The sequence below is a fragment of the Roseixanthobacter pseudopolyaromaticivorans genome (assembly GCF_043195145.2).
Classification (GTDB): domain Bacteria; phylum Pseudomonadota; class Alphaproteobacteria; order Rhizobiales; family Xanthobacteraceae; genus NCEH01.
Genome location: NZ_CM195539.1, coordinates 1451509 through 1476817, shown reverse-complemented (window position 1 = coordinate 1476817; position 25309 = coordinate 1451509). Strand labels below are relative to the sequence as shown.

At 67.4% G+C, this 25309-nt stretch carries 22 protein-coding genes and 1 tRNA gene; 16 read left to right on the top strand and 7 right to left on the bottom strand.

Annotation, left to right across the window (positions count from 1 at the left end; genetic code table 11):
• From cheB to V5F68_RS07075, 9 genes are all read left to right on the top strand, one after another.
• Positions 1 to 1089, top strand: a complete 1089-nt coding sequence (cheB, locus tag V5F68_RS07115) for a chemotaxis-specific protein-glutamate methyltransferase CheB (RefSeq protein WP_394013947.1) — start codon at positions 1 to 3, stop codon at positions 1087 to 1089.
• The gene (locus V5F68_RS07110) at positions 1080 to 1697 is read left to right on the top strand and encodes a HEAT repeat domain-containing protein (protein ID WP_394013946.1); all 618 of its coding nucleotides are present in this window, start codon (positions 1080 to 1082) and stop codon (positions 1695 to 1697) included. Before cheB ends, V5F68_RS07110 begins: the two co-directional genes overlap by 10 nt.
• A 61-nt stretch (positions 1698 to 1758) precedes the next feature.
• Positions 1759 to 2538, top strand: coding sequence for a CheR family methyltransferase (locus V5F68_RS07105; protein WP_509274705.1), 780 nt, complete (start codon positions 1759 to 1761; stop codon positions 2536 to 2538).
• The gene (locus tag V5F68_RS07100) at positions 2531 to 2920 is read left to right on the top strand and encodes a response regulator (protein WP_394013944.1); all 390 of its coding nucleotides are present in this window, start codon (positions 2531 to 2533) and stop codon (positions 2918 to 2920) included. Before V5F68_RS07105 ends, V5F68_RS07100 begins: the two co-directional genes overlap by 8 nt.
• Positions 2917 to 5118, top strand: coding sequence for a chemotaxis protein CheA (locus tag V5F68_RS07095; protein WP_394013943.1), 2202 nt, complete (start codon positions 2917 to 2919; stop codon positions 5116 to 5118). The genes V5F68_RS07100 and V5F68_RS07095 overlap by 4 nt, the downstream gene beginning before the upstream one ends.
• On the top strand, positions 5115 to 5363 hold the full coding sequence (locus tag V5F68_RS07090; protein WP_394013942.1) for a hypothetical protein: 249 nt from the start codon (positions 5115 to 5117) through the stop codon (positions 5361 to 5363). The genes V5F68_RS07095 and V5F68_RS07090 overlap by 4 nt, the downstream gene beginning before the upstream one ends.
• Before the next feature lie 79 nt (positions 5364 to 5442).
• Positions 5443 to 5826, top strand: coding sequence for a response regulator transcription factor (locus V5F68_RS07085; protein ID WP_394013941.1), 384 nt, complete (start codon positions 5443 to 5445; stop codon positions 5824 to 5826).
• Positions 5826 to 6464 (top strand): chemotaxis protein CheX, encoded by a 639-nt coding sequence (locus tag V5F68_RS07080; RefSeq protein WP_394013939.1) that lies wholly within the window; start codon positions 5826 to 5828, stop codon positions 6462 to 6464. Before V5F68_RS07085 ends, V5F68_RS07080 begins: the two co-directional genes overlap by 1 nt.
• 4 nt (positions 6465 to 6468) lie before the next feature.
• Positions 6469 to 8796, top strand: a complete 2328-nt coding sequence (locus V5F68_RS07075; protein ID WP_394013938.1) for a PAS domain-containing hybrid sensor histidine kinase/response regulator — start codon at positions 6469 to 6471, stop codon at positions 8794 to 8796.
• A gap of 16 nt (positions 8797 to 8812) precedes the next feature.
• Here the strand turns inward: V5F68_RS07075 and V5F68_RS07070 are convergent, their stop codons facing one another.
• On the bottom strand, positions 8813 to 9694 hold the full coding sequence (locus V5F68_RS07070; protein ID WP_394013936.1) for an NmrA family NAD(P)-binding protein: 882 nt from the start codon (positions 9692 to 9694) through the stop codon (positions 8813 to 8815).
• A 178-nt stretch (positions 9695 to 9872) separates the two neighbouring features.
• Here V5F68_RS07070 and V5F68_RS07065 point away from each other — a divergent pair, with 178 nt between their 5' ends.
• Complete coding sequence (locus V5F68_RS07065; RefSeq protein WP_394013934.1) at positions 9873 to 10784, top strand: LysR family transcriptional regulator; 912 nt, start codon at positions 9873 to 9875, stop codon at positions 10782 to 10784.
• Between the two features lie 88 nt (positions 10785 to 10872).
• Here V5F68_RS07065 and V5F68_RS07060 read toward each other — a convergent pair whose 3' ends face one another.
• Positions 10873 to 11892 carry a sugar-binding transcriptional regulator gene (locus V5F68_RS07060; protein ID WP_394013933.1) on the bottom strand — a complete coding sequence of 340 codons (1020 nt, stop codon included), beginning with the start codon at positions 11890 to 11892 and terminating at the stop codon, positions 10873 to 10875.
• A gap of 89 nt (positions 11893 to 11981) precedes the next feature.
• Between V5F68_RS07060 and phnA the strand changes: the two genes are divergently transcribed.
• The 6 genes from phnA to V5F68_RS07030 are packed head-to-tail and all read left to right on the top strand — an operon-like array spanning position 11982 to position 18701.
• On the top strand, positions 11982 to 13241 hold the full coding sequence (gene phnA, locus V5F68_RS07055) for a phosphonoacetate hydrolase (protein WP_394013931.1): 1260 nt from the start codon (positions 11982 to 11984) through the stop codon (positions 13239 to 13241).
• Between the two features lies 1 nt (position 13242).
• Positions 13243 to 14508: an alkaline phosphatase family protein gene (locus V5F68_RS07050; RefSeq protein WP_394013930.1), complete on the top strand. Its 1266-nt coding sequence runs from the start codon at positions 13243 to 13245 to the stop codon at positions 14506 to 14508.
• Positions 14509 to 14520: 12 nt separating this feature from the next.
• Positions 14521 to 15639, top strand: a complete 1119-nt coding sequence (locus V5F68_RS07045) for an ABC transporter ATP-binding protein (protein ID WP_394013929.1) — start codon at positions 14521 to 14523, stop codon at positions 15637 to 15639.
• A complete protein-coding gene (locus V5F68_RS07040) occupies positions 15636 to 16565 on the top strand; it encodes a carbohydrate ABC transporter permease (protein WP_394013928.1) in 930 nt (309 codons plus the stop codon). Before V5F68_RS07045 ends, V5F68_RS07040 begins: the two co-directional genes overlap by 4 nt.
• On the top strand, positions 16562 to 17395 hold the full coding sequence (locus V5F68_RS07035; RefSeq protein ID WP_394013926.1) for a carbohydrate ABC transporter permease: 834 nt from the start codon (positions 16562 to 16564) through the stop codon (positions 17393 to 17395). Before V5F68_RS07040 ends, V5F68_RS07035 begins: the two co-directional genes overlap by 4 nt.
• 22 nt (positions 17396 to 17417) lie before the next feature.
• On the top strand, positions 17418 to 18701 hold the full coding sequence (locus tag V5F68_RS07030; protein ID WP_394013924.1) for an ABC transporter substrate-binding protein: 1284 nt from the start codon (positions 17418 to 17420) through the stop codon (positions 18699 to 18701).
• Between the two features lie 213 nt (positions 18702 to 18914).
• On the opposite strand, the gene V5F68_RS07025 is transcribed toward V5F68_RS07030, so the two are convergent.
• The 5 genes from V5F68_RS07025 to V5F68_RS07005 form a co-directional block, all read right to left on the bottom strand.
• A tRNA-Phe gene (locus tag V5F68_RS07025) sits at positions 18915 to 18990 on the bottom strand.
• A 191-nt stretch (positions 18991 to 19181) separates the two neighbouring features.
• On the bottom strand, positions 19182 to 20141 hold the full coding sequence (locus tag V5F68_RS07020) for an antibiotic biosynthesis monooxygenase (protein WP_394013923.1): 960 nt from the start codon (positions 20139 to 20141) through the stop codon (positions 19182 to 19184).
• An 11-nt stretch (positions 20142 to 20152) separates the two neighbouring features.
• Entirely contained in the window at positions 20153 to 22852 is a 2700-nt protein-coding gene (locus tag V5F68_RS07015; protein WP_394013922.1) for a molybdopterin-dependent oxidoreductase, read from the bottom strand.
• The gene (locus V5F68_RS07010) at positions 22849 to 23679 is read right to left on the bottom strand and encodes an FAD binding domain-containing protein (RefSeq protein WP_394013921.1); all 831 of its coding nucleotides are present in this window, start codon (positions 23677 to 23679) and stop codon (positions 22849 to 22851) included. Before V5F68_RS07010 ends, V5F68_RS07015 begins: the two co-directional genes overlap by 4 nt.
• 81 nt (positions 23680 to 23760) lie before the next feature.
• Positions 23761 to 24765 (bottom strand): hypothetical protein, encoded by a 1005-nt coding sequence (locus V5F68_RS07005; RefSeq protein WP_394013920.1) that lies wholly within the window; start codon positions 24763 to 24765, stop codon positions 23761 to 23763.
• Positions 24766 to 25309: the final 544 nt, after the last annotated feature.

Here is a 25309-nt window from a genome sequence, read left to right as displayed (position 1 = left end):
GTGATCAAGATCCTGGTGGTCGACGATTCAGCCTTGATGCGGAAGCTGCTCGGCCAGGTGCTGGCCGCCGAGCCCGACTTCGAGGTGCAGTTCGCGCGGAACGGCGTCGAGGCCCTCGATCAGCTGGCCAATTTCGAACCTGATGTCATCACCCTCGACGTCCACATGCCGCAGATGGACGGGCTGGCCTGCCTCGACCGCATCATGGTGGAGCGTCCGCGCCCGGTGGTGATGGTGTCCTCGCTGACGGCGGCCGGCGCGGACGCCACGCTGGAGGCGCTTCGCCTGGGCGCCGTGGACTTCGTCGCGAAGCCGGCAGGCGCCGTCTCGCTCCATATCGAATCCATGGCCGCCGAGCTGGTCGAAAAGGTGCGCGGGGCGGCGCAGGCGAAGCTGAAGGCGAGCCTGCGACTGAAGGAGCGCGTGCGTCATCGCATCGGCGCCCGCGCCACCGTCAGCGCGAAGCCGAAGGCGCCGCCTCGGCAGGCGCGTGTTCCGCAGGCCTCCGGCGATGGCCTCGTGCTGGTGGGCACATCCACCGGCGGGCCGCCGGCGCTTGAAACCCTGCTGACCGCGCTTCCCGCCGGCTTCCCCTGGCCGGTCCTGGTCGCGCAGCATATGCCCGCGACCTTCACCGGGCCGCTGGCGCGGCGTCTCGACAACCTGTGCGCCGTGACCGTCCAGGAGGTGGCCCAGCCGACCCTCCTGCGCCCCGGCCACGTCTATATCGGGCGCGGTGATGCCGATCTCATCGTTGCGCGGCGGGCGGCGGGCCTGGTGGCCATGGCCGCGCCGGCCCAGGCGGGATATCCTTGGCATCCCAGCGCCGACCGCCTGGTGCGCAGCGCGATGGACCATCTGCTCGCGAGTCAGCTGATAGGCATCCTCATGACCGGAATGGGAAACGACGGCGCCGAGGCTATGGCGCTGCTGCACGGCCAGGGCGGGCGCACAATCGCCGAGGCGGAGGAGACGGCCGTCGTCTGGGGCATGCCGGGCGAGCTGGTCCGAAGGGACGGCGCCGATTTCGTCATGCCCCTCCCCGCCATTGCCGGCTGCCTTCTCGGATTGGCGCCCCCATGCCCCTGATCCGCACCACCTCATCCAAGCCCACCGAGCCACCCTCCCCTTCGCGGGCCGGCCTCGCGAGCGGCTCAAGCGAGGAACGCTGGACGGCCGCACGCGCCGCCGGCGGCTCGGCCCAGAACGTGGCCGCCCTCGGAGTCGCGCTTGCGCAGGAGCAGGACCCGCGGGTCCGCGAGGCAATCTTCACGAGCCTCGCCCTCATCAACACGGACGAAAGCGTCGCAGCCGTCCTCCCGCACCTGCGATCCGACGATGCCCAGGTGCGGGCTGCAGCACTCGATGCTCTGCGCGCCATGCCCGAGCGGACCGCCGGCCATCTGCCGACGCTGCTCGCGGACACCGATGGCGACGTGCGCCTGCTCGCTTGCGAACTCTGCCGCACTCTGCCCCTGGCCGAGATGCACCGCATGCTCGGCGCGCTGCTGGCGAACGAACATGAGGCCAATGTCTGCGCCGCGGCCGTGGATGTGCTCGCCGACTGTGGCGGAGAGGAGATTCTTCCGGCGCTGGCCCTATGCGCGCGCCGGTTTGCCAGCGACCCCTTCCTGACCTTTTCGATCAAGATCGCCAGCCAGCGCATCGCCTCGCAAAGACCCGACCGTCGTGAATGAAGCAGGCGAAACCGACGAGGAATTCCGCAGGCTCTGCGACTTCCTCTACCGGCGAACCGGAATGCTTTTCTCCGACAGCAAGCGCTATTTCGTGCAGCGGCGGATCGCCGACCGCATGGCCGCGACGGGATCCTCCTCTTTCGCGAGCTATTTCTCCCGCCTGCGCAGCGACGTGGACGGCGAGATCGAGCAGTTCATCAACGCGTTCACGGTGAACGAGACCTATTTCTACCGTGAGGATCACCAGTTCCGCTGCCTGTCCAACGACCTGCTCGGCAGACGGCTGAAAGGCAAGCTGCCCGGGGCGCCCATCCGCATCTGGTCGGCGCCCTGCGCCACCGGGGAGGAGCCCTATTCGATCGCCATCTGGCTGCTGGAGAACTGGCCGCAGGTGGACGCCTACGATGTGGAGATCATCGGCTCCGACATCGACACCGCCGTCCTGGAGGCCGCGCGCGCAGGGCAATATGGCCGGCGCGCCCTGATGCGGCTGCCGGCCGAGCTGGTGGAGAAATATTTCGTCCAGACTGGGCCGGAGAGCTGGCGCATCATCGACGAGCTTCGTGAGTCCGTGCGCTTCACGCCCGTCAATTTGTCGGTGCCGGGCGAGACCAAGGGCCATGGCGTCTTCGACGTGATCTTCTGCCGGAATGTGCTGATCTATTTCGATCCCGCCTCGCGCCGCGTGGCGGCGGAAAATCTGTTCGAGAACCTCGCGCCCGGCGGGTATCTTTGCCTTGGGCACACGGAATCCATGAGCCGCATATCGCCCCTGTTCGAGGTGCGCCGATATGCCGATGCCATCGTCTATCAGAAGCCCGGAGGACGTGCCGATGGCTGAGGATGCAAGGAAACGGGTGCTCGTGGTGGACGATGCCGGCCTCGTGCGGCTCTATTATCGCGAAGCCCTCGAAAGCGCCGGCTATGAGGTGGACGAGGCGCTGAACGGGCTCGAGGCGCTGGAGAAGCTGCTGCTGACCCCGGCCGACCTCGTGGTGGTCGATGTGAACATGCCGCAGATGGACGGCTTCACCTTCCTGAAAACCCTGCGGCGGCAAGCCCAGCCGCTGTGCGCCATACCGGCTCTGGTCATCAGCACCGAGGCCGGGCCACAGGATTTTGCGGCGGCGCAGGCGGCCGGGGCAAATTTCTACCTGGTGAAGCCGGTGGGCCAGGCGGTTCTTGCGGACTATGTCGCCCTGATGTGTGGAGCGGGCGCGTGAATGAGCTGCTTCAGCAATTCCTGATCGAGGCGCGAGAACTGGTGGCGCAGGCCACCGAGGATCTGCTCGCGCTCGAACGCACGCCCGGCGACGCGGCCCGCCTCGACAGCGCGTTTCGTGCGGTCCACACGCTCAAGGGCGGGGCCGGCATCGTCGATTTCGATGCCATGGCGCGGGCGCTGCACAAGGCGGAAGACGCTCTGTCCCAGTTCCGCGCCGGGGCGCTGCCGATGACCTCGGCGCAGATCGGCGACTATCTCGCCTGCCTCGATCAGGTGGTGCAGTGGCTCGATCATATCGAAGCAACCGGCGCCCTACCGCCCGACGCCGAGACAGGCGCCGCCGCCATCGAGCGCCGCTTCCGCGGGACCCCAGACGCGGTGCCTCCCGCGGCGGATTCCGCCGATCGCTGGGTGCAGACCTTGCTGGAGGCGGCGGGCACCGATGGGGAAGGCGCGCGCACCGCCTTGCGCTATCGGCCCGATGCGGACTGCTTCTTCCGCGGCGAAGACCCGCTAAAGCACGTAGAGGCTCTGCCGGGGCTGCTTGCCCTTCGCCTGGAATCCACAGGCCCCTGGCCCGCCCCGGAGGAGCTGGACCCCTTCGCGTGCCGCCTGGTCTTCCTGGCCCTGTTCTCGCAGCCGCCCGAAGCGCTCGCCGGCCTGTTTGAAGCCATGCGGGACCAGGTGGACCTGGTGCCTCTCGGCGGCCAGGAGGCAGAACCGCCGGACGATGCATCCCTGCCGCCCCCGGCGCGGGCGTTGCTGGATGCGCAGATAAGGTTGCTGGCGGGCCTTGGCGGGGAAGGCGCTTCCGGGCGGCTGTCGTCGGCCGGCCGGGTTGCCGTGAACGTGCTGCGCCGCATCGGTGCAGCCGCCCAGGCCGAGACCGTCTCGCGCGCCCTGGAGGCGAGCGAACAGGCCAATGATCCCGGCATCCTGTCCTCCGCCATCCTCCTGGCGCTCGCCGCCCCTGCCGCTCCCGCGGACGCCGAAGCCCCGGGCGTGCCGGCCGCGCAAGAGACCACCGCGCGGACCCTGCGGATCGATGTGGAGCGGATCGATGCCCTGGTGAAGCTCACAGGGGAGCTGACCATCGCGAAGAATGCGGTCGGGCACCTCTCCCGGCTGGCGCAGAAAGGCGCGGACCTCCCCACCGTCGCGGCCGGGCTGAAGGACCAGCACGCGCTGCTGGAGCGGCTCATGGACGAACTCCAGGGCGCGGTCCTGCGCCTGCGGGTTCTCCCCCTGCGCCAAGTCTTTCAGAGGTTCCCCCGCCTGGTGCGGGAGATTTCTGCCGGCCTTGGAAAATCGGTCCAGCTGGTCACGGAGGGCGAGGCCACCGAGGCCGACAAGGCCATCGTCGAAGCGCTGTTCGAGCCGCTGCTCCATGTCATCCGAAACGCGCTCGATCACGGCATCGAGCCGGACGTGCGCCGGATCGCGGCCGGGAAGCCGAAGCGGGCCACGGTGCTTCTGCGTGCCGCGCGCCAGGGTGAGCATGTGGTGGTGGAGGTGCAGGACGACGGCGGCGGCATCGACGTGGCGCGCGTCCGCCAGACGGCCGTCGCGCGGGGCATCGCCACGGCTGAAGCCGTTGGCACCATGGGCGACGCCGAGGCCCTCGACCTGATCTTCCAGCCCGGCTTTTCCACGGCCGAGACCGTGACGGACCTATCCGGCCGGGGTGTGGGGATGGATGCGGTACGCGCCGCCATCGCCCGGCTCGGCGGGCGCGTTGCGGTGGAAACCGCGCCCGATCGCGGCACGACGGTGCGCTTCACACTGCCCTTCACCATCATGGTCACGCGCGTGATGACCGTGCATGCGGGCGGCCAGGCGTTCGGCATTCCCATGGACATGGTGGTGGAAACCGTGCGGGTGCCCCGCGAGCGCATCGTGCGCATCGGGGCGGCCGAGGCGTTCGCCCTGCGCAACCGCACCGTGCCGCTGGTGCCGTTGGCCGGGGTGCTCGGCGAAACCGAAAACGGCCGGGCGACGGCGGATGCGAATGTCGTGGTGATCGGCATGGGGGCGCAGCTTGGCGGGCTTGAGGTCGACGGCCTCGGCGAACGGATCGACGTCATCCTCCAGCCCCTGGACGGCATCCTCACCGGGATGCGAGGCATCGCCGGAACCACCTTGCTCGGCGATGGCCGCGTCCTGCTCGTGCTGGATGTGCAGGAGATGCTGCGATGAGCGTGAGGATCATCAATCCCACCCTGATCGTTCTGGAGGGTGCGTGTCCGGCGGAGGACGCCGAGGCGCTGCTGGGGCACCTTTGTGCCCATCCAGGCGCCCTGGTGGATTGGCGCGGATGTGAAACGGCGCACGCGGCGGTTGTTCAGATCCTCCTTGCCACCCGCGTGGCGCTGCAGGGGCCGCCCTTGGGACGCTTCCTGCAGACCTGGATCGCGCCCGCGCTCAAAAAAGGTATTGGATGATGCATCTTTGTGGCCTGTCGCGCGTTGAGATAGCGCACGCCCGCATTTCGATGTTTAATCTGTTTTTGCCGGAGAGTTCATGAGCTTGACCGTCCTCATTGTCGACGACAGCAAATTGGCCCGCATGTCCGTCATCAAGGCGCTGCGGTCGCTTTGCCCGAGCTGGTCTCATCTGGAGGCCGCGAATGCAGATGAGGCCCTGGCGCAGATGCAGAAAAACAAGGTGGACCTCGCCCTGCTGGACTTCAACATGCCCGGTCGCGACGGTCTCGCCTTGGCCGCAGAGCTGAGGGCCATGGACGCGAACCTGCCGCTCGCGGTGGTGTCGGCCAATCATCAGGAGGAGATCGTGCGGCGAGCGACCGATATCGGTGCCGTTTTCCTCGCGAAGCCGCTTACCGAGAAGTTGCTGGCTGGCTTCCTGAACAGCGTGGCGGAGACCCCGAAGCCGGCGGCCCACTAATGCAAAGCTCAGCACCTGTCCTCTCCGATCTGGAACTGGACGCCCTCACCGAGCTGGTAAATCTCGGCGTGAGCCGTGCCGCCGTCAGCTTGCGCGAAATGGTCGGGGAGCAGGTGCTGCTCTCCGTTCCCAACCTGGCCCTCGTGAGTTCTGCGCGCGCGGTGGAAATTCTCAAAGAGCGCGAGGATCGCAACCTAGTCGCGGTCCATCAGGCGTTCGAAGGCGACATCGCCGGCCGGGCGATGTTGATCTTTCCGGAGACCAAGAGCCTCGAACTGGTGCGCGCCGTCACGGGCGGCGAACTGCCGCTCGAGGACATCATCGAACTGGAGCAGGAGGCGTTGGCCGAGACCGGCAACATCATCCTGAACAGTTGCCTCGCCACCATCGCCAATCTGCTGCAGCGCAGCCTTAAGATGTCCTTGCCGGAAATCCTGCGTGGAGAGGGGACGGATTTTTTCACCCTGAGCCCGATTTCTGAGGCTGATGACGTCGTTATGTTCCTGTATATCGACTTTGCAGTCCGACAACGGGACATTCGCGGTTATATTGCTATGCTAATGGACATGCCGTCGCTTGCGACACTGAAGGATCTGCTCGGTGAATTTATCGAGCGCACGGTGGGTACAACCGGCTGAAGCCATGCCACGACCTGAAAATACGTTCTGGGCAGATGTTGTGGACGCCCAGGACACCGGCCTAATCGTCGTTGATCCGGCCCAACGCGTAATCGCATGGAATGATTGGCTCGCAACCGCCAGCGGACTGACCTTGGCCCAAGTCACCGGCCGGAAGCTCGACGAGCTTTTTCCCGGCCAGCACACGCGCGGGCTGTCCTCCGCCATCTCCCAGGCCTTTGAAGCCGGCACATCGGCCTTCCTGACCCACACGCTCCATCCGCAGCTGTTTCCGATCAAGACGCGGACCGGGGCGGAGCTGTTTCATAACGTCACCGTGCGCCCGGTGGGCGAGAAACCCTACGCCTGGTGCCTGATCCAGATCGCCGACATCACCACGGCGGTGCATCGCGAGCGTGTGCTGCGCGAGCGTCAGAACGCGCGTTACGACGCGGTCATGAGCAGCGCGTCCGATGCCATCCTCACCCTGGATGTCGAGGGGATCATCCAATTCGCCAATCCGGCTGCCGCCAGCAAGCTCGGATACCCGCTTCAGGACCTGCTGAACCGCCCCATCGCCGCGCTTCTGCATGATGAGCACGCATGGGCGGCGGCGTGGAACACCGTGTTGGCCCACGGCGCGTTTCATCACCCGCTGGAGGTGGTGGTCCGGCGCAAGGACGGCTCCCTCAGCTATATGGAGGCGTCCGCCTCCCGCTGGCTCAGCGACTCGCGCGTGTTCGTCACCGCGATCCTGCGCGACGTGAACGAGCGCCGCGCCGCCGAAGAAGCCCTGCGGAACCTTAACCAGACGCTGGAGCGGCGGGTCGCGGAGCGCACCGCAGACCGCGATCGCATGTGGCGTCTGTCCACCGACGTGATGATGGTCGCGCAGCTTGACGGCACCATCAACGCGATTAACCCCGCCTGGGGCCCGCTGTTCGGCTGGAGCGAAGAGGTTCTCGTGGGCGCCAACATCGCCGACTTTGTCGCCGATGAGGATCGGGCCGAGTTCCAGGCCATTCTTCACTCCTTCTCCCGGTTTCACGCGCCCCGCCTGTTCGAGCTGCGGATCCGGACCCGCGACCATGGCGTCCGCCGGGTGGCCTGGAGCGCCGTGGCGGCCGACGGTCTTTTGCAGGCGGTCGGGCGCGACGTGACGGCGGAGCGCGAGGCCGAGCAGGCGTTGAAGGAGGCCGAGGAAGGCCTGCGACAATCCCAGAAAATGGAGGCCATCGGCCAGCTCACCGGCGGCATCGCCCACGATTTCAATAATCTGCTGACGGGCATCATCGGCGCGATGGACCTGGTCAAGCGGCGGATCAAGGCCGGGCAATATAGCGATGTGGAGCGCTTCATGGACGCCGCTTCCACCTCGGCGAGCCGCGCCGCCGCCCTCACACACCGCCTGCTCGCATTCGCGCGCCGCCAGCCGCTCGATCCGAAGGCGGTGAACGCGAACGATCTCATCCTCGGAATGGAAGAACTGCTCAATCGCTCGCTGGGCGAGCAGACCCGGCTTCAGGTCGAACTCGCCTCCGATCTGTGGCCCACGCTTTCGGATGCGAACCAGCTGGAGAATGCGATTCTCAACCTGGCGATCAATGCGCGCGACGCCATGCCGGAAGGGGGAAAGCTGATTATTTCCACCACGAATCTGGTCGTTGCCGAGCCCGAGCAGCACCGGCAGGACGTGCTGGAACCCGGCGATTATACGCTGATCCGCGTGCGGGATACGGGCATCGGCATGGAGCCGGACGTGCTCGCCAAGGTTTTCGAGCCCTTCTTCACCACCAAGCCGATCGGCCAAGGCACGGGCCTCGGGCTGTCGATGATCTACGGCTTCGCCAAGCAATCGCGCGGTCACGTGCGCATCGAAAGCACACCCTGCGCGGGCACCACGGTGAGCCTCTATCTTCCAAGGCACGAAGGCGGCTTTGCCATCGAGGAAGGCAGCCCCCTCACCAACACGCCGAAGGGCGCGGGCGAAACCGTTCTCCTGGTCGAAGACGATCCCGGCGTCCGCCTGCTCATTGGCGAGGTGCTGCGCGACCTTGGATATACCTGCATCGAGGCGAGCGACGGTCAGGCGGCGATGCCGATCCTGTCGTCCGATATTCGCCTCGACCTGATGATCACGGACGTGGGCTTGCCGGGAATCAATGGCCGCCAGCTGGCCGCGCTCGCGCGCGAGCAAAGGCCGAGGCTCAAGATCCTGTTCGCAACGGGATATGCCGAGCGCGCCGTCGAGCAGGCGAAGTTTCTGGGGCCGGGAATGGAGATGGTCTCAAAGCCTTTCACGCTCGACGCGCTGGCGTCGAAGATCAGCGCGATGATCGTCTCGGAGCGCTAAGCCGGAGAGGCGCCGCTCACGCCTCGGTCTTGGCGCCGCCGGCCTTCACCAGTTTCGCGACGACGTTCTCAAGGGTGACAACCCCCTTGCGCGCCGTGCGGCCCTGATCGGCAAAGTCGATCCAGCCTTCGTTGAAGCCGTCGATCATGCGGATGCGCGGCAGCGGGTTGCGCGCGCCCTGCGCCCGGAAAATGTCCTCCCAGGCCTCGCGCGGCACGATCTCCACCGCAACAGGGTGCCCCAGCGCGGCGGCGAAGGCGCGGGCGAGGTCGTTCGGCGAAACCCGGGCGGGCCCTTCCAGCTCGACGACACGCGTTCCGCTCCAGTCCTCGCGCAGCAGCGCAGCGGCGGTGCGGCCGACATCCTCGGTCGCGATCATGGGAAAGGGCTTGTCGGCCGGCTGCAGGAAGCTGCGCAGCACCCCTTCGTCGCGGGCGGCGGAAACGTCCCATTGCGCATTTTCCATGAACCAGCCGGGCCGCAGGAAGGTGACGGGCAGGCCGAGGCCGCCGAGCGCCTGCTCCATCAACGTGCGGGCGGTCAGCAGGTTCTCATGGGCCGCGTCGGCGCCGATGGTGGAGAGGCACACCACCTTGGCCGGACGCGCCGCGCCGAGGGCCTTGGCCACGGAATCGATGATGCGGCGGGCTTGCGGAAAGCCGGGCTCCGGGTCGAATTCGGACGGCGGGAGGATGAAGACGCCCGCCGCATCCTTGAAGGCGGCGGCGAGGCTTGCCGCGTCGTTCATCTCGGCGATGGCAACCTCGCACCCTCTGGCGCGCCACTCGGCCGCCTTGGCCGCGTCGCGCAGCACCGCGCGAACGGGCAGACGATCGGCAAGCAGGCTAAGCGCCAGCGCGCCGCCGACCTGCCCGGTGATTCCGGTGATGGCATACATGGTCGTTCTCCGGTGAAGCTTATGGGACCGCCCGGCCTGAGGCATGCGGGCCTCATGGCACCGCGCGTTCCGTGATGGAGCTGGTTTTATGTGGTGCGGTGACATGATTCACGCGCATTAGGATCAGTGTTATGTTGACTCAAATTCACGCATACGGCCGAGGCGGAGCGCGCAGGGCATGGTGTTCGACACGCGACTGCTGACGGGCGTGGGTGTCATGGCCGCCGTCACCGAAGCGGGTAATTTTGCGCGTGCCGCTGATATGCTGGGCCTGACGCCTTCCGGCGTGAGCCGGGCTGTCGCGCGACTGGAGGCGCGCGTGGGCGTGCGGCTGTTTGATCGCAACCCGCGCGAGGTCAGCCTGACCGAAGAGGGGCGGCGCTTCCATGCCCAGGTGATGCCGTTGCTCGCTGGGCTCGACGAGGCCGCTGCCGAGGCCGCCGGCGCGGCGGCGGTGGTGCGGGGACGCCTGCGCGTCTCGGTGGACCCATGGTTCGCCCGAATGGTGCTCGCCCCGAAGCTGCAAGAATTTCTGCAGCGCTATCCGCTGCTGTCGCTGGATTTCACCACCAGCAATTACCGCGAGGAGATGATGGCGGGCTTCGATGTGGCGGTGCGCTTCGGCCCGCCGGATGCGTCCTCCCTCATCGCCCGCAAGCTGTTGGACACCCGCGTGGTGACGGTGGCCGCACCCGCTTATCTGGAGCGGCACGGCGTGCCGCGCGCGCCGCATGACCTTGTCCATCACGAGGCGCTGCTGTTTCGCGATCCGCAGACCGGCCTGCCGTTTCCCTGGGAATTCCATCGCGACGGCGAACACGTCGCGGTCAAGGTGACGAGCCGCCTCGTGCTGGACGATCCTTCGGTCGCGGTCTCCGCCTGCATGGCGGGCCAGGGGATTTTCCAGGGCCTCGCCGTGGGCCTTGCGCCCGTCCTGTCAGCCGGCGACCTCGTGCAGATCCTGCCAGAATGGTCAGAGGAGCTTTATCCGCTCTACGCCTACCACCCCTCGCGCCACCTCCCGCCGGCAAAGGTGCGGGCGTTTCTGGATTTCGTGCGGGAAATCGCACTGGACGCGGGATCCAGCTGAAGCTCGGGCAGCCGGCCTCGAACGCGACCCGAGATGGGATCAAACTCGCTCCGGCTGCGGCGCCCGTTTCGGTGCGATGGCGTGACCGTTACAGGAGGGCGCGCGCCACCTGCTCGTCGGTGATCAGCACGTGGCACAGCTTGGCCCGGATCGCCGCACGGATGATAGGCACTTTCTGCGCGCCGCCGGCCGCCAATACGATCTCCCGCACGCTGCGCAGAATGGTGAGCGGCGGGTGCACCACGCGCGCCCCGAGCGGATGGTCCACCACCTGTCCGTCCGCATCCAGATAGTGTCCGCAAATGTCACCCACGGCCCCCGCCTCCTGGAGGGAGCGCCAGAGCGCGTCGTCGATCAGCCCATATTCCAGGGCCTTGGACTGGGCCGAGAGGTCGATCGCCGCCAGCAGCGCCATGTGGAGCCGGGGCACCAGATCGAACACGCCGCGCACCGCCTGCGAGGCGACGAAGGCATCGCGCAGGTCCGGCGTATCCGCGAACATGGGTGCCGTCACATAGTGGCAGGTGGCGTTCAGCGCGCGGGCCATCATGGCGGCGTTGTCGTAGGGATTCACGCGGGTGCTCTGCGCGAGGCCGCCGCAGAGCAGGACGATTTCGTTGCCTCCGCCGACGCGGCGACGCAGATTCTGGGCTGCCGCGTTCACCGTACCGCCCCAGCTTATGCCGAGCAGTCCGGGCTCGGGCAGGTGCTCGGAAATGTAATCCCCCGCAGCCGCGCCGACGATTGGGCGGGCGTCGCCGCCGTCCATCGGCGACGGCACCACGATGGCGCGTCGCAGGCCGCAGGTGGTCACCAGCGCGTGCTCCAGTTCGCCGAAGGCGCTGGTTTCGCTGTTGATGGTCACTTGCACGAAGCCGCTCTCCCGGGCTTCGGCAAGCACCCGGTTCACGCGCTTGCGGGTGATCTGGAGATGCTGGGCGATGGCATCCTGCGTCTGGCCCTCCTTGAAATAGTGCCAGCAGATGCGGGCCATCAGCGCAGCATCGCCTTGAGCCTCGCGCTCGTCCTGCTTCGCCCGCTTGTCGATCTTTTCCAGCACCGCCGCCTCCCGATTCATCGATGCATAGCGCACGCAGATGACAGACACAAATGTTCCTACATCGTCACAAATGTGTCGCCACTCGCCGCATAGAAGGGCGACGACCGCGGGCGAAATGGCCCGCCCTGGATGATGAGATGACAAGCAGCACCGTGAGCAGCCCCAAGACCCCCCTCGAAGTGAATGGCCGTCTCTATGCCTGGCCGCGAATGCCGGTGGTGGGTGTCTGTTTCGACGGCTGCGACCCCGCTTATATCGCCGCCGCCAGCGCCGCAGGCGTGATCCCGACCCTGGACCGCATGCGCCGGGAGGGCTTCTCGGCATTGGCGCTGGCCGCCATGCCCACGTTCACCAACCCGAACAATGTCTCGATCATCTGCGGCGCGCCGCCTGCCGTGCATGGCGTCTCCGGCAATTTCTATCTCAACCGGGAAACCGGCGCCGAGATCATGATGGTCGATGCCACTCCGGTGCGCGCGCCGAGCGTGCTGGCCGCCTTCTCCCAGGCGGGGGCGAAGGTCGCCGCCGTCACCGCCAAGGACAAGCTGCGCAAGGCGCTGGGCCGGGGCGTGACGGGCATCGTCTTCTCCGCCGAAAAGGCGGACGTGGCCACCGAAGCCGAGAATGGCATCGGCGGCGTCTGCGAATTGGTCGGGCGCGGCGTGCCGGACCAATATTCCGCAGACCTCTCCCTGTTCGTGCTCGACGCCGGCATCCGCCTTCTGGAGACGGTGCGGCCGGATATCTCTTATCTCTCGCTTTCCGATTATGTGCAGCACAAGCATGCGCCGCAGGCGCCGGAAGCTCTGGCCTTCATGGCGGCGGTGGATGAACGCCTCGGCCGCCTTGTGGACTTGGGCGCCATCGTCGGCATCGTCGCCGACCACGGCATGAGCGACATGGCACAGGCCGACGGCACGCCCGCCGTGACCTATCTGGGCGACCTGCTGGACGCGGCGTTCGGCGCCGGCGCCACGCGGGTGATCTGCCCCATCACCGATCCCTTCGTGCGCCACCACGGCGCGCTCGGCAGCTTCGTGCGCGTGCATCTCATGCGCCCCGACGTGGCTGTGGCCGGCGTGCTGGATTTCTGCCGCAGTGCCCCCGGCGTCAGCCTCGCCGCGCCACGCGAAGAAGCCTGCCTGCGCTTTTCGCTGCCGGAGGATCGTGAGGGCGACATCGCCGTGATCGCGGCCAAGGGCTTTGCCATCGGCAGCCACGCCCGCGACCATGACCTCTCGCAGCTGGCCGGGGCGCGCCTGCGCTCCCACGGCGGGCTTGAGGAGCAGGTGGTGCCGTTCATCGTCTCGCGCCCGGTCACACGAGCCGCGGTGCAGGCCACGCCTTTGCGCAATTACGACATCTTCTCCGTGCTGCTGAACGACGTGGTGGCCTGACATGCGCCGCGCCATTCTCGTCATCCTCGACGGCCTGCGGCGGGACCTGATCTCGCCCGAGACCACCCCGAACCTTGCTGCGTTCGCCGCAGGGGCGGAGGGCTTTTGCGACTATCGCACGGTCTTTCCCTCCTGCACGCGCGTGGTGTCGTCCAGCCTTGCGACCGGCTGCTATCCGGCGCGCCACGGCCTCCAGGGCAACACCATGGCGCTGGTGGAAGACGGCCGTCTGGTGCGGCACGATGCCGGGCGCCCGGACTTTCTCCAGCACAAGCGCACGGTGACCGGGCGCTCGCTGGCGGTGCCGACGCTCGCCGAGCGGCTGCGCGACGCCGGCGGCGTGGTGATCTTCAACAATGTCTCGCCCGGCGCGGCTTATGCCCATGATCCGGACGGGCACGGCCATGTCTATCACCGGGCCGGATCGTTCGGCCCGGGGCGCACGCCCCTGCCCGAGGACCGGCAGATGCGCATTTCGCTGGATGCCGCCGGCGAGCGCGTGATGACCGATCGCTTCATCGCCGAGGCGGTGCAGGGTGCGGAAGCACCTGCCCTTGCCGTGCTGTGGCTGGGCGAGCCGGACTCCTCCCAACACAGCCTGCCCCTGGGCTCGCCGAAGCACCTTTCCATCCTGAAACAGGCCGACGCCAATGCGGGGCGCGTGATCGCGGCGGTAGACGGCCTGGCGCAGGGCGAGGACGTGCTCCTGCTGATCGGCTCAGACCACGGCCACCAGACGGTCCGCGACGTCATCCATGTGGAGGCGGAATTGGTCGCCGCCGGCCTGAAGGCGGACCTCGCCTCCACCGACCTCGTGGTGGCGTCCAACGGCACGTCCTTTCTCGTCTATCTCCACCCCGATCTCATGCCACGCGAGGCGGAGATCGCCGATTTCCTTGAGCAGCGTGCGTGGGCGGGCACGGTGGTGCCCCGCCGCGACCTCCACACGGTCGGCCATCGCGACGAGAACGGCCTCGCCTTTGCCGTCTCGATGCGGGCCGACGACACGCCCAACGCTTTTGGCGTGCCGGGCACCAGCTATGCCGCGCAACGCTCCGAGGGGAAGGAAGACACCATCGGCGCCGGCCAGCACGGCGGCCTTGGGACGGGCGAGCAATCGCCCTTCCTGATGGCACGCGGGCCGGGATTTGCGCCCGGCACCGTGCGCTCCGGCGCGGCGTCGGTCATCGACATCGCCCCCACCGTTCTCGCCCACCTGCGCCAGCCCGCGAACGGCATGGACGGCACAGCGCTCCAGCGCGGCTGATAGGAGGCGGACATGGCGACCATAACGCTCGACGGCATCCGCAAGCACTACGGTGAAACCGAGATCCTGAAGGGAGTCTCGCTCGACATCCGCGACGGCGAGTTCCTCACGCTGGTCGGACCGTCCGGCTGCGGCAAGTCCACGCTCCTGCGCATCCTGGCCGGGCTGGAAGAGCAGGACGCGGGCGACGTCTCCATCGGCGGGCGGAGCGTGAACGGCACCCGCCCCAAGGAACGGGACATCGCGATGGTGTTCCAATCCTATGCGCTCTATCCGCACCTCTGCGTGTTCGACAATATCGCGCTGCCGCTACGCACCCGCCGCCTTTCCTTCGCCCAGCGCCTGCCGTTCCTCGGGCCGCTGGTGCCCGGCCGCAGGGTTATCGAAGCCGGCATCCGGGCAGAGGTGGAGCAGGCCGCGGCCATGCTCGACGTGACCCATCTCCTCGCGCGCAAACCCGGTCAGCTTTCCGGCGGCCAGCGCCAGCGCGTGGCGCTCGGCCGGGCCATGGTGCGCCATCCCGCCGTGTTCCTCATGGACGAGCCGCTGTCCAACCTCGACGCCAAGCTGCGGGTGCAAATGCGCGCCGAGATCACCGCATTGCACCGCCGCCTCGGCGTCACCTTCGTCTATGTCACCCACGACCAGTCGGAGGCCATGACCATGTCCGACCGGGTCGCGGTGATGATGCACGGCGAGCTGCTGCAGGTGGCCCCGCCGGAAGCGCTTTATCGCGACCCGCAGGATCTTCGCGTGGCGGAGATGATCGGCAGCCCGAAGATCAACGTGCTCCCCGCCGCCTATTGGCGCGGGCAGGGCCTCCCCCTGCCCCCTTGCGTTCCCGCCACGGCGACGCACGTGGCCTTCCGGCCGGAGGCCTCCCGCCTCGGCCCTCCGGCGGACGGCCAATTGCTCGGGACGGTGGCCAACATCGAGAACCTCGGCTCCGACCTGTTCCTGCACGTGGTGCTGCGGGACGGGCCGGTTCAGCCGGCGGTCGTGCGTCTCTCCCCCGAGGCGCCGCGTTTCGCAATCGGTGACGCGGTGAGCCTGTGGCTGGATGCCGGGCGCCTGCTGGCCTTCGACGGCGCCGGGCACCGCTGCGCCACCTACGAGCAGGTGGCGGCATGAGCGTGACAGCCATGGAGCAGGCACACCCCTGCGTTCCCAAAGCGCGGCGGGGCGGCGCGCGAGAGGCCGCGATAGCCGCGCTGGCCGTTTCCCCGGCGGTGATATTGCTGGCCGGATTGCTGTTCGGCCCGGCACTCGCCGTCGTGCTGTTCTCGCTGACCGACTGGCAACTCGGCGGCGCCAGCTTCAACTTTATCGGTCTCGCGAACTTCCAGGCACTGTTTGCCGATGCCCTGTTCTGGAAAGCGCTGGGCAACACCGCCCTTTATGTCGTGCTTGTGGTTCCGGGCACGGTGCTGCTGGGCCTGCTGGTCGCTTTGCTCATCGAGGCCAGCCCCGGTTTGCGCGGCTTCTATCGCGCGGTGCACTTCCTGCCGGTCATGTCCACCATGTCGGCCATGGCCATCGTGTGGGGCACCATGCTCCATCCCACCATCGGCCTCGTGAACCGCCTTCTCGGCGTGTTCGGGATCGCCGGCCTGAACTGGCTGCGCGATGAGCACACCGCCCTGCTGGCGCTGGCGCTGATCGGCATCTGGCAGGGCTTCGGATTTGCCATGGTGCTGTTCGTCTCCGGCCTCAAGGCGGTGCCGCAGCAGCTTTACGACGCCGCTGCGGTGGACGGCTGCGACGGCCCCTTCGCCCGGCTGCGGCTGGTGACGCTGCCCATGCTCGGCCCGGTGACCATGTTCGTGGTCATCCTCACGGCGAGCCGCGCGTTCGAGGTATTCGACAGCGTGCGCGTGCTCACCCAGGGCGGCCCCAACTACGCCTCCGAAGTGCTGCTGACGCGGCTTTATGCGGAGAGCTTCGACTATCTGCGCACCGGCTATGGCGCGGCCCTCACCGTGGTGTACCTCGCCATCGTGGTGGCCCTCACGCTGACGCAGGCGCGCTTCCTCGAACGGCGGGTCCACTACGCATGAGCCGGCGTTCCCGCCTCCTCGGCCCCATCCTGCGCCATGCGCTGCTGATCCTCACCGGGGCTTTTGCGCTGCTGCCCTTCATCTGGATGATCAGCCTCTCGCTGAAGCCGCCGGAGGAGATCTTCCAGCCGGACTTCCAGCTGTGGCCCACGCGCTTCGCCGGCTTCGAGAACTACGCGGCCGCCTTCACCGCCGCGCCGATGCTGCGCTTCCTGCTCAACGGCGCGCTGGTCTGCAGCCTCATCTTCGCGCTCCAGCTGCTGGTGTGCGTGCCGTGCGCCTATGCGCTCGCAAAGCTGCGCTTCAAGGGACGGGACACGCTGTTCGCCTGCGTGCTCATCGGCCTGCTGGTGCCGCCGCAGGCGCTCGCCATCCCGCATTTCGTGCTGCTGTACGTGTTCGGGATGCTGGACACCTATTCGGCGCTGGTGCTGCCGTGGATCATCTCGGCCTTCGGCATCTTCCTGATGCGGCAGTTCTTCCGCTCCATCCCGGACGAGGTGATCCACGCCGCGCGGCTCGACGGGCTCGGCGAGTTCGAGATCATCTGGCGCATCATGATGCCCATGAGCGCGCCGGCGCTCGCCGCCTTCGGCATCTTCTCCGTGGTGGCGCACTGGAACGACCTGTTCTGGCCACTGATCGCCGTGCGCAGCGAGGACATCTCCACCCCTGCCCTCGGCATCCTGCTGTTCCGCGACGACGAGGCCGGCCAGTTCCTCGGCCCGCTCATGGCCGGCGCCGCCATCATCGTGGCGCCGTTGCTCATCGCCTTCCTGATCGCCCAGCGCCGTTTCATCGACGGGCTCGCGGCCTCCGCCCTGAAGTAACCCTCCACGGAGCTTGACCCAGATGCTTGACCGTATGCCCCGCCTCGGCCTGAAGGTCGCCGGCGCAACCCTGCTCGCTTTGCTGTCCACCGCGGCGGCTCGGGCGGAGGTGACGCTGGACGTGCTCTACACCACGCCCGGCACCTTCAATAAGCTGCAGGAAGACCTCGCGAAGCGCTTCACCGAGGCGCATCCCGACATCAAGGTGAAATTCCGCAACCCGGTGGCCGGCTACGAGGAGGCCGCCCAGCAGATCCTGCGCGACCAGATCACCGGCCGCCTGCCGGACGTCGCCTTCAACGGCATCAACCAGATCGGCCTGTTCGTGGATCGCGGCCTCGGCGCGCCGCTGGACGCCTACATCCAGGCCGACGGCGGGCTCGACAAGCTCGGCTATTACCCGACGCTCGCCGCCCTCGGCCAGTGGAAGGGCAAGCAATACGGCCTGCCGTTCGCCGTCTCCACCCCGGTGCTCTATGTGAACGCCGATCTCGTGAAGAAGGCGGGCCTCGATCCGAACACCCTGCCCACCGGCTGGCCAGAGCTGATCGAGGCCGGCAAGAAGATCCAGGCGGCCGGCGGCCCGGGCACCACCGGCTTCTATTATCAGTGGGAGCAGACCGGAAACTGGCTGTTCCAGTCGCTCGTCACCAGCCGCGGCGGCAAGATCCTGAAGGATGGCTGCGCGGTCGCCTTCGATGACGACAAGGGCATGTGGGCGCTGAAGACGCTGGAATCCTTCGGCGCGTCGGGCATGCCCAATCTCGCGCTCGGGCAGGCGCGGCAGTCGTTCGTCGCCGGCAGCATCGGCATCCTCGCCGATTCCACCTCCTACGTGGCTGCGGCCGAGCGCCAGATCGCCAAGCGCTTCGCTTTCGAAACGGTGGCCTTCCCCTTGGCCGCCGAGAACGGCCTGCTGCCGGCGGGCGGCAACGTGGCCATGGTGTTCTCCAAGGATCCCGAGCGCCAGAAGGCGGCGTGGGAATATGTGAAGTTCGTCACCGGCCCGGTCGGCCAGACGCAGATGGTGAACCTCACCGGCTACATGCCCGGCAACGAGACCGCCGTGAAGACCCCGGACATGCTGGGCGACTTTTACGCCAAGAGCCCCAACCACATGACCAGCATCAAGCAACTGCCGGTACTGACGGAGTGGGTGTCCTTCCCCGGTGACAACTCGCTGAAGGTGATCGAGGTCATCAAGGGCTACACCGAAGCCCTCGTCACCGGCCGCCGCACGGCGCAAGAGGTGATGCCCGACCTGGCGCGTGACGTGACCGCCCTGCTGCCGAAGTGCGGCGGTTGACGGGCGCGACCTGAGCACTCACGGGAAGCGGGCGGAAAACGCCTCGCTTCCCGTCGCGGCGTTCGACAACAGAAGCGGAGGGCGCATCCAGGCGATTGCCCTCCGCTTTTGCGTTTACGGGCACACGAAGCGGCGCAATGAAGCCAGAAAACTGGTTCAAGCCATTGATTTAAATGAATTTGAAGCTTTGTGAGACGCTCTGAAAAGAGCGAATGGTGCCCAGGGGCGGAATCGAACCACCGACACTGCGATTTTCAGTCGCATGCTCTACCAACTGAGCTACCTGGGCGTCCGCAAGGCCGAAACCTCTTGGAGACGGGTGTGTATAGTGTCTCCCCCGCGCTCTGTCCATAGCCGGCAGAAACGACAGGCGCACCTGTGGATGACTGACTCGGCGACCGTTGCGCGGAATGGGTTTTCCGCCGTTCCGGCAGCGCCGTGCGGCGCCCACGCCGGGGCCGGCGGCCTCGAGCGGCGGCTTCAGGAAAAGAGGGTGAACACGGCCAGCAAGGCGGCGTAGATGGCGGTGATGATCGCCGCGCCGCGCAGGTCCAGCCTGCGCGAGGGCGCCGCCGGGCTGAGCCACCAGCCGAAGCGCCCGCTCGCCCAGGGCACCAGGAAATTCAGCAGCAGCACGCTGACAACATTGCCGATGAACAGCGCGATGGGAAAGGCAAGACCCGCCCACCCCATCAGCAGAGGGTTCTGCACCGCGATGCCGAACAGGTACACAACCGGGTAAAGCAGCATCAGAACGATCATGTTCTGCTTCCACACGGCTGCTGCGGGCTGGCCCTTGGCGCCGGAGGCGAACCATTGGTCGAAGCCGGAACGGGCGATGCGGGCGTGGAACTCCTCGGTGAAGGGCTCTGCTTCCGCCAGCAGCGCCTTGCGCTCGGGGGAATTGAGCCAGGCTTGGAGATTTTCCTCGCTGTCGAACCGCAGGATCGAAAGCCAATCGTCCTGCACGCCGGGGATCGGCGGCTCGAAGCGATAGCCCTGGAAGCCGAGCGCGCGGGTCTGGGCCGAGGCGATGCGCTGCTCCCAGGCGCGATAGGCGAGTTCCTGCCCCGGCTTGATGCGCGTGGAAATCACCGCCGAGACGGCGGCGGGCAGCACGCCGGAGGCGCCATCCGGCACGATGTGCACGTCGTCGCGGCCCACCAGCATGGACTGGGCCCCCGCGACGCGCGCGAGGCGGGCCGGCGAATTGAGCCAGGCGATGGCGGCGGTGCTGCTCTCGAAGCGCTGCAGGATCACCCAATCCACCTGGGCCGGCGGGCTCGGGCGCATCAGGGTCTGGCCCAGAAATCCCGGAAGCGCGGCGATGGAGGCACTGGTCTGCTCCTGCCACACCGCGAACGCCTCCTCGAAGCCAGGCAGCACGCGGGTCTGCGTCACGATGGTGACGGCGGAGGACGGAGTGGGCGAGGCACTCATGGGCGAAGGACTCATGGGCGGGGCTGCAACTGGTCGAAGATGCGATCGGGCGTGAACGGCAGGCTGGCGAACCGCACCCCCGTCGCGTCGAACAAGGCGTTGGAAATGGCCGGCGCGATGGGATTGATGGCGCATTCCCCCTGCGCTTTCGCGCCGAGCGGGCCGATGGTGTCATAGGTGTCGGCGAACAGGATCTGGGTGCGCGGCACGTCCGCGAAGCTCGGAATGCGGTAATTGCGCAAGGCCGCGTTCTTCATGTGGCCGCTCTCGTCATAATCCATGTGCTCGGTCAGCGCCCAGCCGAGCCCCATGACGATGGAGCCGTTGATCTGCCCGCGGCACTGCATGGGATTGATGAGGCGGCCGATATCGGCGGCGTGCACGCTTTGCAGGATCTCGATGTCGCCGGTGATGCGATGCACGGCGAGGCGGATGCCCTGCACGTTGAAGGCCACCGTGCGGGGCGAGAGATAGGCCTTGCGCTTGGCCTGGAAGCGATGGCCCGCCGCCGTGCCGGTGGCGTGAAGCTCGGGCAGCGCGATGCGGGTGTTGCCGTTCACCACCGCGCCGGCCTCCAGCGTCCAGTCGCCCGGCTTGGTGCCGGTGATGCGGGCGACATAGGACAGGATGTTCTGGCGCAGCGCCGTCGCGGTCAGCGTCACCGCCTGCCCGGCCACCACCGTGCCGGTGCTGGCGAAGGTGCCGGTGTCGAAGGGCGCCGCGTCGGTGTCGGCATTGATGATGTCGATGTCTTCCGCGCGCGTGGCGAGCACGCTGGCGGCCAGCTGGCGATGGGAGGTCACCGAGCCGTTGCCCATTTCCGTGGAGCCGACCGCGAGGTGGTAGCGCCCATCCGGCAACAATTCCATCACCGCGCCGGAGCGGTGCTCGGTGGGCGGGCCGGATTCCAGCATGGCGAGCGCAATGCCGGTGCCCTCCGCCCAATGGGCCCCTTCGGGCTTGGGCCGCCGCTCGCCGGTGGCAAGCGCGTTCTCCACCAGGTCCATGCACTGGTCGAGGCCGTAGCTGCCGAAATCCACGTCCGAGACGCCGCTCCAGATCGCCTCAATCCAATCGTCGGCGGTCACCATGTTGCGCCGTCGCAGGGCGAACGGGTCGATGCCGAGGAGCTTGGCGAGGTCGTCCATCGCGCATTCGATGGCAAACGTGGTCTGCGAGGCGCCATAGCCGCGAAATCCGCCGGCCGGCACCATGTTGGTATAGACAACGAGGCCCTCGCCCTTCTTGTTCGCGCAGCGATAGGCGCTCATGGGGCTCGCGAGAGAGGCCGCCAGCGTCTCACTGGCGTGGCCGCCATAGGCGCCGGTGTTGGACACCACCTTGATCTCGATGGCGGTCAGCGTGCCGTCCGCCTTGGCCCCCAGCTTCACGCGGGTGGTCATCTGGTGGCGCGTGCTGGCGCCGATGAACTGCTCCTCGCGGGTGTATTCCCACTTCACCGGCCGGCCGAGCTTCATCATGGCGAGGACGCAGAGATCCTCGGTCAGCATCTCCTGCTTGCCGCCGAAGCCGCCGCCGACGCGCTCGGTGAAGATGTGCAGGTCCGCCGGCACGAAGCCGAACAGATGGCACAGCTTCTCATGAGCGATGAAGGGCGCCTGGGAGGAGGTGCGCACGTGGATGCGCCCGTCGGCGCTCTTCCAGGCGATGGAGCCGTGGGTTTCCAGATGCACGTGCTGGACCCGCGACGTGGTGTAGGTGCGCTCGTGGATCGCCTCCGCTTGCGCGAAGCCGGCGGCGATGTCGCCCACCTCGCCGCGGATCTCGGCGAAGATGTTGCCCCGCGCCTCGCCGCCCTTGTGGTGCAGCACTGGCGCTTGCGGGGCCATGGCCTGTTCGGGATCGAACACCGCCGGCAGCACGTCGTATTCCACCTTCAGCGCGCGGCAGCCGGCTTCCGCCGCCGCCTCGCTCTCGGCCACCACCGCCGCCACCCGCTGGCCGACGAAGCGCACCACGTCGTCGAGCATGTAGGTGTCGTCGGGATCGACCAGATGGTCCTCGTGGGTCGCGGTGCTGTAGAGCCGGCGCGGCACGTCTTCCCAGGTGAACACCTCCAGCACGCCGGGCACCGCCAGCGCGGGCGCCTTGTCGATGGAGACGATGCGCGCGTGGGCGTGCGGCGCGCGCAGCACCTTCAGATGCGCGAGCCCGGCCACCTCCAGATCCATGGTGTAGCGGGCGTGGCCGGTGACGATGCCCGGCCCGAACGGGTTCGGCAGGCTCGCCCCGCAGGCATTGCCGGCGATGTCTTCGCTCACGTTCACCACGCCCTCTATGGCGTCGCGGATCGAGGCGTAGCCGGTGCAGCGGCACAGATTGCCCTTGAGGTTGCGCGGCAGGTCGGCCCGCTGCTCCTCATCGAGCGCGGCGATGGTCATGATCATGCCGGCCGAGCAATAGCCGCACTGGAACGCCTGGGCGTCCAGGAAGGCGCGCTGCACCGGGTGCAGATCCTCACCGCTGGCGAGCCCCTGGATGGTGGTGACCTCCCGACCGGCGGCGCGGAAGGCGGGCATCAGGCAGGAATGGATCGGCGCCCCGTCCACCCACACGGTGCAGGCGCCGCAATCGCCCTGGTCGCAGCCCTTCTTGACGCCGAAATCGCCGCGCTCGCGCAAGAACGTGCGCAGGCACTGGCCGAGGCGCGGCTCGGCGGAAAAGCTGTGTCCGTCGATGGAGAAGTTCATGCGGCAGCTCCCGGCCCGGCGAGTTCCGCGCGGATTTCCTCGGCGAAATGGTAGGTCAGATGCCGCCGATAGGCGGGCAGCCCGTTGACGTCGTCGAAATAGCCGTCGTGCGGGATCGCGGCATCGACGGCGTGCCGCACCTCTTCCGCGCTCGGCGGGGCGGCGAAATGCAGTTGCACCGGGCGGAAGGTGGAGGCGGTGATGGTCAGCAGCAGGTCGCCGTCGGGCCCGCTGGTACCGATCAGCAGCGCAGCGGAGCGGCCGAGGTGATAGAGCGACGACCGGCGGAAGGCGAAGCGCTTCTTCAGCGCCGCGGCCGGCAGATGGATCGCCCGCAGCAATTCGCCCGGCGCCAGGATATTGGCATGGTTGCCGGTGACGAAATCCACCGCCTTCACCGTGCGCGGCGCGCCCTCGCGCGGCCAGAGCGTGTAGGTGCCTTCGAGCGCCACGGTGAGCGAGATCATGGCGCCGGCCGGCAGGGACATGCAGATGTTGCCGCCGACACTCGCCTCATGGGCAATCTTGAACGACATCAGCAGCGAGCGGCAGCAGATGGAGAGCAGCGGCCCGGCGGTCCATTCCGGCGGAAAGACGAGGCCGTCCAACGCGCCGATGCGGGCGGTGGCGGCAATCTCGAGGCCGTCCGGCGTCACCTCCAGGTCCGGCCAGTCGAACGCCCGCAGGTCGATCAGCGTATCGAGGGCGGGCTGGGGCTCGGAAAACAGCCAGGTGCCGCCGGACAGCCAGGCGAGGCCCTCGCGCCAATGGGTCACCTCTTCCGCCGAGCGCGGACGCTCGATATGGCGAATGGTGTTGATGTCCATGACAGCAATCGCTCCGTCGCCGTGACGCAAGGGTTTCGCGGATCAGGTGCCCGGCGCGCCAGGGACGCGCCGGGTGGGGCCTCAGGGCAATTGGGACAGGGTCGCCGGGCCGGGGCCGGGGGTAATCAGCGTCGGCCATTGCTTGGAGCCGAACGGCACCAGCGGCGGCAAGAACGGCGTCATGCCGCGCTTGGTGGCGTCGGCGATGATGGCGTCGCGCGCGTCCCCGCCCATCAGCTCGTAATCCATCACCGCATTGTTGCCGAAGAACAGGCCGCCCACGGTGCGGTCCGCGATGATGCGGGTGAGCGAGCCGAGCATGTCTTCCGGCGTGGTGGTGAAGGAGACGGTCTCGATCAGGATCAGACGGGAATTGATGGCGTCCGGCCCGAAGAACTGGGCGAGCACGCTATAGAGAATGTTGTTCTGCCGCGCGACATAGATGGTGTTGCTGGCGCCGTAGGTCTTTTCCCAGTCCGGCCCGAGCATGGCCTTCCATTCGGCGAGCACGCCCATCCAGTGGTTGACCTGCGTCTGCGCGGCCCAGGCGATGCTCTTCTTCAGCTGCGGGCCCTGCTTCTTGGTGAAGGCGGCCAAAGCATCGAAGGTGATGACGCCCTTCTTCAGGCTCTCGTCCATGAAGGCGATATTGTCTTTGAGGATCTGCGCGTTGTTCGGCCGCCACTCTGCCGGCATGGAGGTCTTGTCGAGGCTGTCCAACGCCGCCTGCATCTGCGCGCGGAACGCGGTCATGGGCGAAACCCAGCTCATGTCCGTGGGCTTGTCCAGATGAGGCCCGGCCAGCACCGAGAGCACCATGGTGCTGTGGCCGATGGATTTGAGCAGCTGGTACACCTCCGGCACCGGCGGCGCCTCCAGGCGCGGCTGGCCCGGCCGGTACAGCAGCAGCCGCCCGCCCGCGCCGGAGAACAGCGCCAGGATGACGGGATGCTGGGCGAGGATATTCTCCGAGATGATGCGGCCGGAATCGCCATAGAGCGCGAACATGGCGGTGTTCAGCGCCAGAACGTCTTGCTTCGCCGTCTCGGCGGCGCTGGGCGCGGCCCCGCCCACGATGATGTTCATGAAGGGAGGCGCTTCGGCGGCTATAGCAACGCTAGAGCTTGCTCCGCCCAGCAGCGCCAGGCATGAAACCGCGAACGCCCGCAAGGGTCGCCTGTATTGTCCCATGTTCCCCCCAAGAATTGCCGGTGCAAAAGCCACGCCGCCATCAAATGACAATCAAGCGCTGCGCTGCCCTTTTCTATTTGTCTCGACATTACTAGCGTTTCATGGCGCGGATTGCACTGCGCTTTGGAGAATTACGCGAAAAAATTCTTGGGGCGCGCGGTATCCCATGCCGCGGCCCACCGCGCCTGCGGCCGCTTCGGCATTTAGATGACACGCGCGGCCGCGGCGGGAGGTTGGCGCCGTGGGAGAGACGCGGGCGGCGGCGGCCTTCCCCCGCGGCTGGGTCGTCCGGTCGGGAGACGGGCGGCACTGTTCAGGATTGTCCCGCTCGCCGAAATTCATCGTCGAACGTTCGCCCGAATTGCGGGTTTCAACCGCAGAAGAGGCGCGGAGAAGCCCCAGTAAACCGCTGTTCGTCTTCCCTAACCCATTGTTTCAC

Coding starts and splice junctions, on each gene's coding strand:
- phnA (WP_394013931.1), top strand. CDS start 11,982: ATGACAAGCAGCACCGTGAGCAGCCCCAAGACCCCCCTCGAAGTGAAT.
- V5F68_RS07010 (WP_394013921.1), bottom strand. CDS start 23,679: ATGGACATCAACACCATTCGCCATATCGAGCGTCCGCGCTCGGCGGAA.
- V5F68_RS07080 (WP_394013939.1), top strand. CDS start 5,826: ATGCAAAGCTCAGCACCTGTCCTCTCCGATCTGGAACTGGACGCCCTC.
- V5F68_RS07110 (WP_394013946.1), top strand. CDS start 1,080: ATGCCCCTGATCCGCACCACCTCATCCAAGCCCACCGAGCCACCCTCC.
- V5F68_RS07040 (WP_394013928.1), top strand. CDS start 15,636: ATGAGCGTGACAGCCATGGAGCAGGCACACCCCTGCGTTCCCAAAGCG.
- V5F68_RS07035 (WP_394013926.1), top strand. CDS start 16,562: ATGAGCCGGCGTTCCCGCCTCCTCGGCCCCATCCTGCGCCATGCGCTG.
- V5F68_RS07020 (WP_394013923.1), bottom strand. CDS start 20,141: ATGAGTGCCTCGCCCACTCCGTCCTCCGCCGTCACCATCGTGACGCAG.
- V5F68_RS07005 (WP_394013920.1), bottom strand. CDS start 24,765: ATGAACATCATCGTGGGCGGGGCCGCGCCCAGCGCCGCCGAGACGGCG.
- V5F68_RS07085 (WP_394013941.1), top strand. CDS start 5,443: ATGAGCTTGACCGTCCTCATTGTCGACGACAGCAAATTGGCCCGCATG.
- V5F68_RS07065 (WP_394013934.1), top strand. CDS start 9,873: ATGGTGTTCGACACGCGACTGCTGACGGGCGTGGGTGTCATGGCCGCC.
- V5F68_RS07015 (WP_394013922.1), bottom strand. CDS start 22,852: ATGAACTTCTCCATCGACGGACACAGCTTTTCCGCCGAGCCGCGCCTC.
- V5F68_RS07100 (WP_394013944.1), top strand. CDS start 2,531: ATGGCTGAGGATGCAAGGAAACGGGTGCTCGTGGTGGACGATGCCGGC.
- V5F68_RS07090 (WP_394013942.1), top strand. CDS start 5,115: ATGAGCGTGAGGATCATCAATCCCACCCTGATCGTTCTGGAGGGTGCG.
- V5F68_RS07030 (WP_394013924.1), top strand. CDS start 17,418: ATGCTTGACCGTATGCCCCGCCTCGGCCTGAAGGTCGCCGGCGCAACC.
- V5F68_RS07045 (WP_394013929.1), top strand. CDS start 14,521: ATGGCGACCATAACGCTCGACGGCATCCGCAAGCACTACGGTGAAACC.
- V5F68_RS07070 (WP_394013936.1), bottom strand. CDS start 9,694: ATGTATGCCATCACCGGAATCACCGGGCAGGTCGGCGGCGCGCTGGCG.
- V5F68_RS07075 (WP_394013938.1), top strand. CDS start 6,469: ATGCCACGACCTGAAAATACGTTCTGGGCAGATGTTGTGGACGCCCAG.
- V5F68_RS07105 (WP_509274705.1), top strand. CDS start 1,759: ATGCTTTTCTCCGACAGCAAGCGCTATTTCGTGCAGCGGCGGATCGCC.
- V5F68_RS07050 (WP_394013930.1), top strand. CDS start 13,243: ATGCGCCGCGCCATTCTCGTCATCCTCGACGGCCTGCGGCGGGACCTG.